The sequence below is a fragment of the Sphingomonas sp. Leaf412 genome, from assembly GCF_001425405.1.
Taxonomy (GTDB): domain Bacteria; phylum Pseudomonadota; class Alphaproteobacteria; order Sphingomonadales; family Sphingomonadaceae; genus Sphingomonas.
In genome coordinates this window covers 1328240-1341357 of sequence record NZ_LMQP01000003.1, presented here as the reverse complement: position 1 = coordinate 1341357, position 13118 = coordinate 1328240, and the positions used below count along the sequence as shown (strand labels likewise).

The 13118-nt window shown below is 69.6% G+C and carries 10 protein-coding genes; 9 read left to right on the top strand and 1 reads right to left on the bottom strand.

Annotated elements, in window-relative coordinates:
- The first annotated feature begins 271 nt into the window (after positions 1 to 271).
- Positions 272 to 1867, top strand: coding sequence for a hypothetical protein (locus tag ASG29_RS13590; protein ID WP_055984871.1), 1596 nt, complete (start codon positions 272 to 274; stop codon positions 1865 to 1867).
- Between the two features lie 84 nt (positions 1868 to 1951).
- Positions 1952 to 4663: a TonB-dependent receptor domain-containing protein gene (locus ASG29_RS13585; protein ID WP_055984868.1), complete on the top strand. Its 2712-nt coding sequence runs from the start codon at positions 1952 to 1954 to the stop codon at positions 4661 to 4663.
- A gap of 249 nt (positions 4664 to 4912) precedes the next feature.
- On the opposite strand, the gene ASG29_RS13580 is transcribed toward ASG29_RS13585, so the two are convergent.
- Entirely contained in the window at positions 4913 to 5542 is a 630-nt protein-coding gene (locus ASG29_RS13580) for a prolyl hydroxylase family protein (protein ID WP_055985672.1), read from the bottom strand.
- A 117-nt stretch (positions 5543 to 5659) separates the two neighbouring features.
- Here ASG29_RS13580 and ASG29_RS13575 point away from each other — a divergent pair, with 117 nt between their 5' ends.
- From ASG29_RS13575 to gspI, 7 genes are all read left to right on the top strand, one after another.
- Positions 5660 to 6499, top strand: coding sequence for a type II secretion system protein N (locus ASG29_RS13575; RefSeq protein WP_055984865.1), 840 nt, complete (start codon positions 5660 to 5662; stop codon positions 6497 to 6499).
- The gene (gene gspD / locus ASG29_RS13570; RefSeq protein WP_055984862.1) at positions 6496 to 8700 is read left to right on the top strand and encodes a type II secretion system secretin GspD; all 2205 of its coding nucleotides are present in this window, start codon (positions 6496 to 6498) and stop codon (positions 8698 to 8700) included. Before ASG29_RS13575 ends, gspD begins: the two co-directional genes overlap by 4 nt.
- A gap of 127 nt (positions 8701 to 8827) precedes the next feature.
- Positions 8828 to 10306 carry a GspE/PulE family protein gene (locus ASG29_RS13565; protein WP_200932538.1) on the top strand — a complete coding sequence of 493 codons (1479 nt, stop codon included), beginning with the start codon at positions 8828 to 8830 and terminating at the stop codon, positions 10304 to 10306.
- A gap of 77 nt (positions 10307 to 10383) precedes the next feature.
- Positions 10384 to 11607, top strand: coding sequence for a type II secretion system inner membrane protein GspF (gene gspF, locus ASG29_RS13560; protein WP_055984859.1), 1224 nt, complete (start codon positions 10384 to 10386; stop codon positions 11605 to 11607).
- A gap of 86 nt (positions 11608 to 11693) precedes the next feature.
- The gene (gene gspG / locus ASG29_RS13555) at positions 11694 to 12155 is read left to right on the top strand and encodes a type II secretion system major pseudopilin GspG (protein ID WP_082515997.1); all 462 of its coding nucleotides are present in this window, start codon (positions 11694 to 11696) and stop codon (positions 12153 to 12155) included.
- Positions 12130 to 12618, top strand: coding sequence for a GspH/FimT family pseudopilin (locus ASG29_RS13550; protein WP_055984856.1), 489 nt, complete (start codon positions 12130 to 12132; stop codon positions 12616 to 12618). Before gspG ends, ASG29_RS13550 begins: the two co-directional genes overlap by 26 nt.
- A complete protein-coding gene (gspI, locus tag ASG29_RS13545; protein ID WP_235532914.1) occupies positions 12611 to 13105 on the top strand; it encodes a type II secretion system minor pseudopilin GspI in 495 nt (164 codons plus the stop codon). Before ASG29_RS13550 ends, gspI begins: the two co-directional genes overlap by 8 nt.
- Positions 13106 to 13118 lie beyond the last annotated feature (13 nt).

Sequence of the window (13118 nt, the reverse complement as noted above, 5' to 3'; positions counted from 1 at the left end):
GCCCCCTGTCCGGGCGATGCGGACGGGCCGGACGCTGCGGCACCGTATCACCCGGCCTCCACCCACCCCCAGCCCCTCCCTTTGCAGGGAGGGGAGCGCCCGACGCCGCCCCCCCTGTCACGAAACCGCAACCCAACCGTCACTCCCATGACGCCGAACCCCAACGCCGCTGTCACGAACCGCGCCTAGCGCGCTCCTCGAAGGCCGCCACGTCGCATGGAGTCGGCCGGGCGGGACAACGCCCAACAGGCAATGGTTCGGGGAATCTGACATGACCAGTTTCAAGCGCGTTTCGCTCACGCTCATGATCGGCTGCGCCACCGCAGCGCTGTCCGCCTGCGGCGCGGACGATATCGCGTCGCCGGGCGAGGGCGTGATCGTCCTGCCGTCGCCGACGCCCGCACCGTCGCCGACGCCGACGCCGACTCCCGGCACCGGCGCGGGCGTGACCCCGGCGGCGGCGTGCCCGACGATCGCGGGTTCCGCCCCGCTGATCGATCGCGGGACGATCACCGGCCCGACCGGCACGTACCGCAACTGCGCCTTCCCGGCGCGCTTCACCGCGTCGACCACGATCGCGAAGGTGCCGGGCGTCATCTACTCGCTCGACGGCCGCGTCGACGTCGGCACCGATCAGGGGGCGGGCAGCACCGGCAACAACGTCACGCTGGGCATCGATCCGGGCGTGATCGTGTTCGGCTCGACCGGCGTGTCGTATTTGGCGGTGAACCGCGGGAACCAGATCAACGCGGTCGGCACGCCGACGCAGCCGATCATCTTCACCGGCCGCGGCAACGTCGTCGGCACGGTCGACGACAACAGCTCGCAGCTGTGGGGCGGCATCGTCCTGCTGGGCCGCGCGCCGATCACCGATTGCGCCGCGGCGGGCGCGGCGCCCGGCACCGTGGCGTGCGAGCGCGATACCGAAGGCACGTCGAACGCGCTGTACGGCGGCGCGACGCCGGGCGACAGCTCGGGTTCGCTGCGCTACGTCCAGATCCGCTATTCGGGCTTCGTCCTGTCGTCGGACCGCGAACTTCAGGGCCTGACCCCGTCGGGCGCGGGCTATGGCACGACGATCGACCACGTGCAGATCCACAACAGCTCGGATGACGGGATCGAGGTGTTCGGCGGCCGCACGAACATGAAGTATCTGGTCCTGACCGGGGCGGAGGACGACAGCCTCGACACCGACGTCGGGTACAAGGGCTTCATCCAGTTCGTCCTGACGATCCATCGTCCCGGCATCGGCAACGGCATGATCGAGGCCGATTCGAACGGCAACGACCAGACGACGCCGCGGCAGAACGTGCGCCTGTCCAACTTCACCTTCGTCATGCGCGGCACGACGCCCGACACGGGCGCCGCGATCCTGCTGCGCGGCGGTACGGATTTCACGCTGGTCAACGGCGTGGTCGTCACGCCGTCGACCGTCCCCTGCCTCCAGGTCCGCAGCGCCTCGACGGTGCAGGCGTCGGGCAACGACGAGGCCGGCGTGCCGGTGTTCCGCTCGGTCGTCTTCAGCGGCTGCACGACGCCCTTCGTCGGCAGCGACGGCGTGACCGCGGATCAGGTGTCGACGATCTTCGGATCGGGCGCGAACGGGAACAACAGCAACTTCACCAGCACGCTGACGAACACGTTCGTCAACGGCAACGGCGAGGCGGCGGTGCCAGCGTTCGACGCCGCGACGCTGAACAACACCGCGGAACAGCCCACGACCGCGCCCAACCGCTTGCAGACCACGACCTATATCGGCGCGGTCCGCGATGCGTCCGACACCTGGTATCGCGACTGGACCTGCAACGCGTCCTACGCCGCGCTGGGCAGCGCGGGCGGCAATTGCACCACGTTGCCGACCACCTGAGCCGGGCGCCGACCACGTAAGACGGGGGACGGTGCCACGCGCGCCGTCCCCCATGCGCATCACGAGAATACCGGGGAAACCACCATGTCGCAGCGGCTCCCGCTCGCCACCCTCCTGCTCCTGACCACCAGCCTCGCGGCGCCGCAGGCGCTGGCGCAGGTCGGCGGCACGTCCAACACGCCCACCACCGCCGCGCCCGGCGCCGCGCCCACGACGCAGAGCGGCAGCCCGACGCAGGACGAGGCGGCGACCGATCCGTCGCCGCAGGTGTCGGTCCCCGGCGGCGGTGACGACATCGTCGTCGTCGGCCGCGCGCGCGCCAACGTGACGCAGACCGCGCCGCAGGTGGTGTCGGTGCTGTCGAGCGAGGATATCGCGCGCACCGGCGAGGGCGATATCGCGGGCGCGTTGCAGCGCGTGACCGGCCTGTCGGTCGTCGGCAGCGGGTTCGTGTACGTCCGTGGCCTCGGCGATCGCTACAGCCTCGCGCTCCTCAACGGCTCCCCGCTGCCCAGCCCGGAACCGCTGAAGCGCGTCGTCCCGCTGGACCTGTTCCCGACCGACGTGATCGCGTCGAGCCTCGTCCAGAAATCCTATTCCGCCAATTTCCCCGGCGAATTCGGCGGCGGCGTCATCAACCTGACGACGAAGACCGCGCCGACCGAACCGTTCCTGTCGATCAGCGGCGGGGTCAGCGGCGACAGCTACACCACCGGCAACCTCGGCTACGTCTATTACGGCGGGCGCAACGACTGGACCGGGTTCGACGACGGCACGCGCCGCATCCCCGGCCCGTTGAAGGCGGCGTTCGACAGCGGCAACCCGATCCTGGAGGGTGCGGACTTCAGCCGTGCGGACCTGAGCGCGATCGCGGGCAGCCTGGTCAACGCGCGCACGTCGGTGCTGCAACGCGTGAACCAGATGCCGATCAACTTCTCCGGCAACGTCACCGGCGGCACCAGCGTGGACGTCGGCGACGTCCGCTTCGGCGTGATCGCGACCGCGGGCATCGGCAATACGTGGCGCACGCGCACGACGTTGCAGCAATTGTCGCTCGACGCCGATCTGTCGGGACCGCCGCAGACCAGCACGAACCGCGTCATCACCGACAATCGCGTCGTCGTGAACGGCCTGCTGGGCCTGAACGCCGAATTCGGCGAACACGTCGTCCGCTGGACCAACCTGTACATCCGCGACACCGTGAAACAGTCGCGGCTGGGCGTCGGCACCGACGAGAATCGCGTCGGCGCGGATATCCTTTCGCAGGAGACCGGCTGGTACGAACGCCAGCTCGTCAACACGCAGCTGGTGGGCGAGTTCGACTTCGGCGACCTGGATGTCGACGCGCGCGGCAGCTACGCCAAGTCGCAGCGCAAGGCGCCGTACGAGCGCACCTTCCGCTACGTCCGCACGAACGTGGCGGGCGATCCCACCGGCGGTCGCTTCGTCAACGACCTCGGCGGATCGAAGCAGGGCGAGGCATCGATCGCGTTCAGCGACCTGAACGAGGAATTGTGGTCCGGCGGCGCGGACGTGACGTACAAGCTGGGCAACAAGCTGCGCTTCGGCGTCGGCTATGCCTATCAGGACAACCAGCGCACGTCGGTCCGCCGCGAATTGCTGTTCCGTGCCAACAACCTGCCGCTGGCGGTACAGCAATTGCGCCCCGATTACCTGCTCGCCGACCAGACGTTGCAGGCCTATTCGATCGTCCTGCTCGAAACCTCCGCGCAGGACGGCACCGCCGCGTTCGACGCCGGGCTGACCGTCCATGCCGGATACGGCCAGGCGATCTGGCAGCCGATCGACCCGCTGAACCTGACCGTCGGCGTCCGCTACGAAACCGCGAAGCAGAACGTGGCGGCGGTCGACCTGTTCGGCACCGGCAACGTCGGGCAGTTCAACACGCGGCTGGACAACGATTACTGGCTCCCATCCGTCACGATGACGTACGAGATCCAGCCGCAGTTGCAGGCCCGCGTCAGCGCGTCGAAGACGATCGCGCGCCCGCAGTTCCGCGAGCTGATCCGGCAGGTGTATATCGACACCGACAGCAACCGCCTGTTCCAGGGCAATCCGTCGTTGCAGGACAGCCAGCTGTACAATGCAGAAGCGCGGCTGGAATATTATCCCTCGCGCGACGACCGCTTCTCGGGCTCCGCTTTCTATAAAAAGATCGACAAGCCGATCGAAACCTTCTCCTCGATCCAGTCGTCCGAACTGACGACCAGCTTCGCGACCGCGCCCGAGGCGCGTTTGTGGGGCGTGGAGCTGGAGGCGCAGAAATATGTCGGCCTGGACTGGGTTTCCGACGCGCTGGCGTCGCGCCGCCTGCTGCTGCTGACCAACTACACCTACACCAATTCGGACCTGAAGGTGTCGGCGGACGACGTGACGGTGGTGAACGGCGTCGGCCAGGCCGCGACCGATTTCTTCCGCAACGGCGCGCCGTTGACGGGGCAGTCGGATCACCTGGTGAACGTGCAGCTGGGGCTGGAGGACAAGGAGACGCTGTCGCAGCAGACGCTGCTGCTCAGCTACGCCAGCAAGCGCGTCACGACCCGCGCCGGCGTGCCGGGGCAGCCCGACGTGTACGAATATCCCGGCTTCCGCCTCGACTTCGTGGCGCGCGAGGGCATCCGGATCGGCGGGATCGAGAGCGAGGTGAAGTTCGAGGTCCGCAACCTGACGCAGCAGAAGTATCAGGAATTCCAGGAGTTCGACGGGCGGAAGATCTTCTACAACCGCTACGACGTCGGCACGTCGGTGTCGCTGGGCCTGGGACTGAAGTTCTGAACGGTCGTCATTGCGAGGAGCGAAGCGACGCGGCAATCCAGGGTGGCACGCGTGGCCGTGGATTGCGTCGCTTCGCGCGCAATGACGGAAATCGGATTCAGCCCGACCTCCGTTCGTGCTGAGCGAAGTCGAAGCATATGCGCAGCGCCCGGCCTTCGACTTCGCTCCGCCCGAACGGAGGATGGATGGGGAGGGGACCCCGACCTCCGTTCGCCCTGAGCGAAGTCGAAGGGCACACACATACCCGCCTCACCACCCCCACGGCTTCTCCCGATACCATTTCGTGACCACGTATTTCGTGCCTGCGCGCACCTTCATCCCGTGGTGGATCGTGGCGGGGTTCAGCGATCCGTCGGGCCGGTGATTGTCCCAGCACAGCAGCTTTCCCGGTTCGGGCTGCACCGTCTTGTCCACCGCCTTGAACCGCGTCGCGCCGCCCGCCTCGGGCACGTTCAGGTAGATCATCGCGGTCCACGTGCGGTTGCCCGCGACCGAACAATAACGCGCATAATCGACGCCATTGGGCTCGAAATAATCGGTATGCGGCTTGAACTCCTGCCCAACGGCGTAACGCTGTCCCTGCAACGGTTCGCCATGCAGGGGATCCAGACCGGTGAATGCCGCGATCGTCGCGTCGACCCGCGCGACCAAAGGGTCGGCATGGGGCAGGTCGCACGTCTCGCTCGTCCGGAACGCGGCATCGCCGTTGAAGTCGGAGATCGTCGACGGCCGCCGCGCCGCATCGATCATCGCCACGAGCGCGGCGCAGGCATCCGCGTCCAGGAAGGCGCGCTTGACGAACAGGGTCAGTTTCGGGCTCGGCACCTTCTGGATGCCGGGCTGCGCGGCCAGGTGTGCGACAATCGGATCGCTGGGCATGATCGCGCTTCTGCCATCCGCGCGGCCGGTCCCCAAGCGGAGAAATATTACACAATTCCGCCATCGCGCTGTAATACGCGGGCCGTAGCCGACGCACGCTGGGAGTATGGCAGGCGCATGCGATTGAAGTTTGACGCCCGGGCGCGGGCGATCCTGAGGCGGCTGCCGGTGGTGAACGTCTATTCGGCCCTCGAACTGGCGCTGCTGGCGGGACTGGCGGCGCAGGGCGCCCGCCTGTTGTGGACGATCGTGACCCCCGTCGCGCCGCTCGGCGCGTGGGTGCCGACCGGCCCGGCGCTGCCCGCCGATCCCGCGGGCGTGATCGCGGGCTTCGATCCCTTCTACCGCGTGTCGGGCGCGGCGACCGCACAGGGGCCGGCGGCGGTGACGTCGCTGCGGCTGACGCTGTTCGGTACGCGCATCGATGCGGCCCGCGGCGGCGGATCGGCGATCGTCGCGGGTCCCGACGGGATGCAGCGGTCGATCAGCGTCGGCGAGGAAGTGGCGCCGGGCGTGATCCTGAAATCGGTGGCGTTCGATCACGTCACGCTGGATCGCGGCGGCGCGGCGGAGGACCTGTTCCTCGACCAGTCCGGCGGCGCGCCCGCCACGCCGGAAACGCCCCCCGCGTCCGGCGCACCGCTGACCGCGGGCGGACCGGCGGTGGGCGGCGGCGGGGCGATCCCGGTCGACCTGCTGCGCGGCGACATCACCGCGATCCCGCGGATCGACGGCGGACGCATCAGCGGCCTTACGGTGCGCGGGCAGGGCGGGTCGGCGTTCGCCGATGCCGGGCTGCGCGACGGCGACGTCGTGACCGCGATCGGGGGGCGTCCGATCGCGGGGCCGGCCGATCTCGACCGGCTGGCGCGCGAGGGCGCGGCGGCGGGGACGCTGGCGTTGACGATCGAACGCGGCGGACAGTCGCTTCCGCTGACCATCCCGGTGACGAAATGAGGCGCATTCTCCCCATCGCCGCGGCCGTCGCGCTCGCCGCGCCCGTGTCGGCGCAGACGACGCTGAACGTCCGCGACGCCGACATCCGCGCCTTCATCGCCGACGCGGCGAAGGTGACCGGCCGCACCTTCATCATCGACAGCCGCGTGCAGGGGAAGGTGACCGTCGTCACCGATCGGCCCCTGTCGCGATCCGAATATTTCGAGGTGTTCCTCTCGACGCTGCGCGCCAACGGCCTGGTCGCGATCCCGACCGCGGGCGGCAGCTTCCGCGTGCAGCCGATCGACGGCGCGGCGTCGCAGCCGGGGCGCGTGGGCTCCGCGGGCGCGGCGCGCAACAGCCTGGTGACGGAGATCATCCGCCTGCGCTCCACCGACGCGACGCAGGCGGTGGAAACGGTCCGGCCATTGGTCAGCGCGCAGGGGTCCGTCACCGCCAACCGCGGCGGCAACAGCCTGGTCGTGGTCGATTTCGCGGACAACATCCGCCGCGTGCGGGAGGTCGTGCGCCGGATCGACTCGAACACTGCCGCGACCCGCATCGTCGCGCTGCGCAACGCCCGCGCGGCGGAGGTCGCGACCGCGCTGACCGGCCTGATCGGGGCGCAGGCGGGCGGCGCGGGGGGCGGCGTCGGCGCGTCGGCCGTCGCGATCGACAGCAGCAACGCGGTGGCGCTGCGCGGCGATCCCGAGACGGTCGCGCGCCTCGCCACGCTGGCGCGCGACCTGGACCAGCGCGCGCGCAACGCGACCGAGATCAAGGTCGTGTTCCTCGAAAACGCGGACGCGGCGCAATTGCTGCCGGTGTTGCAGCAACTGGTCGGGCAGGCGCCCGATGCGATCCAGGAAACGACGCTGACGAAGACGGGGGTCAGCAGCACGAGCAGCGGCGGCAACGGCACGTCGGGCAGCACCGGCGGCGGCCTCGCCCCGCAGCAATCGGTGCAGACGACGACCACCAGCGGCGGCAGCGCGCCGCAGCAGGCCGCGATCACCGGCGCGGGCGGGCGCACCGCCGCGGTCGTCACGCGCTTCGCGGGCGCGAACGCGATCGTCATCGCCGCCCCCGCCGACGTGCAGCGCCAGTTGGCGGAGGTCATCACGAAGCTCGACCGTCGGCGGCAGCAGGTGATGATCGAGGCGATCGTCGCCGAGGTATCCGACAGCACCGTCAACCGCCTCGGCGCGCAATTCCTGCTGGGCGACATCACCGGCGGCGCGTTCGCCGCGTCGACGTTCAGCAATTCGGCGCCGAACATCCTCCAGATCGCGGGCGCCGTCGGGGCGCAGCGGCTGGGATCGTCGCGCACCGTCACGACCGCCCCCGACGGGACGCGGACCGAGGTGACGACCAACAACAGCTCGTCGGACACGCTGACGCAGAGCGCGATCCAGTCGATCATCGGCTCGTCGGGCGGCTTCGGCGGTTTCGGCGGGCAGATCGGCAGCACGATCTTCGGCGCGATCATCAATGCGGTGAAGGGCGATACGCAATCGAACCTGTTGCAGGTCCCGCAGCTGATGACGCTGGACAACCAGGAGGCGCATACGCTGGTCGGGCAGGAGATCCCGATCACCACCGGGCAGGCGCTGTCGAACAATTTCGACAATGCCTTCCGCACCGTGCAGCGGCAGAACGTCGGCATCGGACTTGACGTGCGCCCGCAGGTGAATTCCAGCGGCACGGTGAAGCTGAACCTGCATCTGGAGGTCAGCTCGATCGCGGGGCCGGTCAGCAGCGACAATTCGGACCTGATCCTGAACAAGCGCGAGGTGGAGACGACGCTGACGCTGGACGACGGATCGATCGGCGTCATCGCGGGGCTGCTCAGCGACGAGGAGCGGCGGACGATCGAGAAGATCCCGCTGCTGGGCGACATCCCCATCGTCGGCAACCTGTTCCGGTCGAAGGCGCGGACACGCGCGAAGACGAACCTGATGATCTTCCTGCGCCCGCGGATCATCCGCACCGCGGAGGACAACCGCCGCGTGACGGAGCAGAAATACGGTCAGGTCCGCCTTCAGCAGGGAATGCAGGACCCGTCGCAGGAACCGTCGATCGACGCGCTGGTCCGCGATTATCTCGGCGCCGTCCCCCCGATCCCGCCCGCTGGCCAGCCCGGCAGCATCGAGGACCCGCGCGTCGGCGTGCCGATCCAGCGCAACTCGACCGTCATCGTCCCGCGCGAGAGTGCGCGGTGATCCTTCCTTGCACCTGTTCCCCGGCGAAGGCCGGGGTCCAGTCGGGGAGGCCGTCGTGACGACGGACGGCGTTGCGTTGCCGATCGCGCCCGACGGGCCCCCGGCCTATGCCGGGGAACAGCCGGCGCTGATCTCGCTCCCTCCCGTCGTCCTCCCCTACGCCTTCGCGCGCAAGTTCGGCGTCTGCCTGGACGGCGGCCCCGGTGACTTTCGCGTGGCGCTGCGCGAGGGGAGCGATCCGCGCGCGCTGATCGAGGTGCGGCGCGTGATGCAGCGGCCGTTCGACATCGCCATCGTCGATCCGGTCGCGTTCGATCGGTTGCTCAGCGACAATTACGCGATGGACGGACAGGCGACCGCCGCCGCCGCGGTCGGCATGGGCGACGAACTGGACCTGCTGGCGGAAGGGCTGCCGACCGCGGAGGATTTGCTCGACACCGCCGACGATGCGCCCGCGATCCGCCTCATCAACGGCATCATCGCCGACGCCGCGCGCAACGGCGTGTCCGACATCCATATCGAGCCGTATGAAACCGGCCTCGTCGTCCGCATGCGGATCGACGGCGTGCTGCGCGAGACACTGCGGATGCCGCCGCACGTCGCGCCCGTGGTGGTCAGCCGCGTGAAGGTGATGGCGCGGCTCGACATCGCCGAACGCCGCGTGCCGCAGGACGGGCGCATGGGCCTGACATTGGGCGGCAAGTTGCTCGACGTCCGCGTGTCGACATTGCCCAGCCGCGCGGGCGAACGCGTGGTGCTGCGTATCCTGGACAAGGAAAATGCGGGCATCGACCTTGACGCGCTGGGCATGGACGCCGCGATGCTGGCGCTGCTGACCGATGCGATCGCGGAGCCCAACGGCATCGTGCTGGTCACCGGTCCTACCGGCAGCGGCAAGACCACGACGCTGTACGGCGCGCTGCGCATGCTGAACGACGGCAGCCGCAACATCCTGACGGTCGAGGACCCGGTCGAATATGCAGTGGAGGGCGTGGGCCAGACGCAGGTGAATGCGAAGGTCGGCCTGACCTTCGCCGCCGGGCTGCGCGCGATCCTGCGTCAGGACCCCGACACCGTCATGATCGGCGAAATCCGCGACCGCGAGACCGCCGACATCGCGGTGCAGGCGTCGCTGACCGGGCACCTCGTCCTGTCCACGGTCCATACCAACGACGCGGTCGGCGCGATCACGCGGATGCGCGATATGAAGGTCGAGCCGTTCCTGCTCGCCAGCACGTTGCGCGCGGTGATCGCGCAGCGGCTCGTCCGCCGCCTCTGCCCGGCGTGCCGCCGCGCCGTACCGTCGGGCGAGACGGTCGCGCCGCTGCTGGGCGTCGCGCCGGAGGCGATCGTGTACGAGGCGGTCGGCTGCGACCAGTGCAACCGCACCGGGTTCAAGGGCCGCATCGGCGTGTTCGAGGCGGTGCGCATCGACGCGCACATCCGCCGCCTCATCAACGACGGCGGCGACGAGGACGCGATCGCGCGCCATGCCTTCGCGCAGGGCGATACGCTGGCCAGCGCGGCGCGGCGGCTGGTCGAGCAGGGGATGACGACCGCGGAGGAAGCGGTGCGGGTCAGCCGCAGCGAGGATGCCGATGTGTAGCGCATTTGTGCTCCTGCGAAGGCGGGAGCCCAGTCTGGGTCCCCGCCTTCGCGGGGACACAATTCGTGGGGCGGGCTGTGCCTGACTTCGACTATCTCGCCATCGATACGCGCGGGAACGAGGCGCGCGGGCATGTCGCCGCGGCCACGGTGGAAGCCGCGCGTGCCGCGCTCGACCGGCGCCGGCTGTATGTCGTGCGTATCGAGCCGGGGACGGCGCCGCAGCAGCGCGGACGTCCGCTGTTCGGCCTCGACCTCGGCCGGAAGAGGATGTCGGGCAAGCAGCTGACCCTGTTCACGCGCCAGCTCGCCACGCTCAACAGCGTGTCCCCGCTGGAGGAATCGCTCCGCACGATCACGCGCCAGACCGAGCAGGACCACGTCCGCACGATCGTGCAGTCGGTCCATGCCGCCGTGGTGGAGGGCCGCCGCCTCGCCGACGCGATGGCGCGCGAGCCCAAGAGCTTTCCGCCGCTGTACCGCGCGATGGTGGCGGCGGGGGAGAGTTCGGGGACGTTGCCGACGATCCTCGACCGCCTGTCGATCCTGCTGGAACGGCAGGCGGAGATTCGCGGCAAGCTGCTGACCGCGATGGCCTATCCCGCGGTCCTGTCGTTCGTGGCGTTCAGTGTCGTCGTCGCGCTGATGGCGTTCGTCGTGCCGCAGGTGGTGGAACAGTTCGACACCGTGGGGCAGGAACTGCCGCTGCTGACGCGCATCATCATCGCGCTGTCCGCGCTCATCACCGGCTGGTGGTGGCTGATGCTGCTGGTCGTCGTCGCGATCGGCGTCGGGGCATGGGCGGCGCTGCGCCAGCCGCCGATCCGGCTCGCGTTCGACACATGGCTGCTGCGCGTGCCGTTGCTGGGGCGGCTGCTGCGCGACCTGCACGCCGCGCGGATGGCGCGGACGCTGTCGACGATGGTCGCCAGCCGCCTGCCGCTGCTGGAGGGGTTGAGCCTGACCGCGGGGACGATCCACAACCGCCGGCTGAAGGTGGCGTCGGACGAGATCACCGACGCGATCCGCGGCGGCGGCAGCCTGTCGTCCGCGATGCGCCGCACCGCCGTCTTCCCGCCGCTGCTGGTCTATCTCGCCGCATCGGGCGAGGCGGCGGGGCGACTGGACGAGATGCTGGAACGCGCCGCCGATTATCTGGAGCGCGAATTCGACCGCTTCACCGCCACCGCTTTGTCGCTGCTCGAACCGCTCATCATCGTCGTGATGGGCGCGGTGGTGGCGACGATCGTGCTATCCATCCTGCTGCCGATCCTCCAGCTCAACACGCTTGCCGGACAATAGGGGCGGGACAATGAGGTTACGGAATGACTGACACTCAAGCTACCGCTCCGTTCGCCCTGAGCGAAGTCGAAGGGTATGCGCAGCGCATGGGCGTCGACGGCGCTCGGCCCGAACGGAAGGCGGGCGTGCCGCGCAAGCGCCGCAACGGCTTCACCCTGGTCGAACTGATGGTCGTCATCGTCATCATCGGCCTGCTCGCCACGATCGTCGCGCTGAACGTCCTGCCGTCGGGCGATACCGCGCGGGTGCAGAAGGCGAAGGCGGATATCGCGACGATCGAACAGGGCCTGGAACTGTACCGGTTGCAGATGGGCACTTACCCCACGACCGCGCAGGGCCTGAACGCGCTGGTCACCGCGCCCGCGGGCGTCGACGCGGGACGGTATCAGGCGGGCGGCTATATCAAGCGCCTGCCCGAGGATCCGTGGAACCGTGCGTATCTGTACGCCTCCCCGGGGCAGCACGGGGCCGCCGACATCTGGACGCTGGGCGCGGACGGCAAGGACGGCGGCGAGGGGATCGATGCCGATATCGGTTCCTGGCAATAGGCCCGCCGCCCGCCGGGTCCGTCGCGGGCGCGGGCAGGACGGCTTCACCCTGGTCGAGCTGATGGTCGTCATCGCGATCATCGGCGTCGCGTCCGCGGCGGTGGTGCTGGCGATGCCCGATCCGCGCGGGCGCCTGATGGACGAGGCCGCGCGCTTCGCCACGCGCACCCGCGCCGCGCACGACATGGCGATCGTCGACAACCGCCCCGTCAGCCTGTGGGTCACGCGCGACGGCTACGGCTTCGACGAATGGCGCGGCGGTCGCTGGTCGCCCGCCGCCGACACGTCGCTGCGCGTCGCGACGTGGAAGGACGGCACGCGCGCGACCGGCCTGACGCGCGAGCGGGTGACGTTCGACACCACCGGGCTGGCGGACCGGCCGCTGGTCGTGTCGCTGACCCGCGAGGGCACGCGCGCGCAGGTCGCGATCGCCGCGGACGGCAGCGTGCGCGTCGGTGGCTGACCTGTCCTACATCGCGCCGATCGGGCATAAGGTGCTGGCGGTCGTGCCGGTGCGCGGGGGATCGCGGGTGCGCGGCCCCGCCGACCATGCGACCTTTCGTGACCTTTCGCGCGGGTTCACGCTGGTGGAGGTGATGGTGGCGCTGGCGGTGTTCAGCCTGGCGGCGCTGGCGCTGCTGCGGCTGGAGGGGCAGACGATCCGCTCCACCGGGATGGTCCGGGCGACACTGCTGGCGCAGATGGTCGCGCGCAACGTGGCGATCGACGCGGTGACCGCGGCGCAGCCGCCGACCCGCGGCGCGACGCAGGGGGTGGAGCAGAACGGCGGCCTGCCGTGGCGCTGGACGCGCATCGTGGAGCCGATCGGCGACGGCGACGTGCAGCGGATCGACGTGACGGTGGCGGATGCCGGCGGCGCAATGCTGGGCCGCATCACGATGGTCCGCCCCCCGCCGCCGCCGTTCGCAAGCGTGGGAACGGGGCAGTGATACGGGGGCGCTT

Excerpts from the sequence above, each read along its gene's own strand:
- ASG29_RS13585 (WP_055984868.1), top strand. The coding sequence starts at position 1,952 with ATGTCGCAGCGGCTCCCGCTCGCCACCCTCCTGCTCCTGACCACCAGC.
- ASG29_RS13590 (WP_055984871.1), top strand. The coding sequence starts at position 272 with ATGACCAGTTTCAAGCGCGTTTCGCTCACGCTCATGATCGGCTGCGCC.
- ASG29_RS13575 (WP_055984865.1), top strand. The coding sequence starts at position 5,660 with ATGCGATTGAAGTTTGACGCCCGGGCGCGGGCGATCCTGAGGCGGCTG.
- gspD (WP_055984862.1), top strand. The coding sequence starts at position 6,496 with ATGAGGCGCATTCTCCCCATCGCCGCGGCCGTCGCGCTCGCCGCGCCC.
- ASG29_RS13550 (WP_055984856.1), top strand. The coding sequence starts at position 12,130 with ATGCCGATATCGGTTCCTGGCAATAGGCCCGCCGCCCGCCGGGTCCGT.
- gspG (WP_082515997.1), top strand. The coding sequence starts at position 11,694 with ATGGGCGTCGACGGCGCTCGGCCCGAACGGAAGGCGGGCGTGCCGCGC.
- ASG29_RS13580 (WP_055985672.1), bottom strand. The coding sequence starts at position 5,542 with ATGCCCAGCGATCCGATTGTCGCACACCTGGCCGCGCAGCCCGGCATC.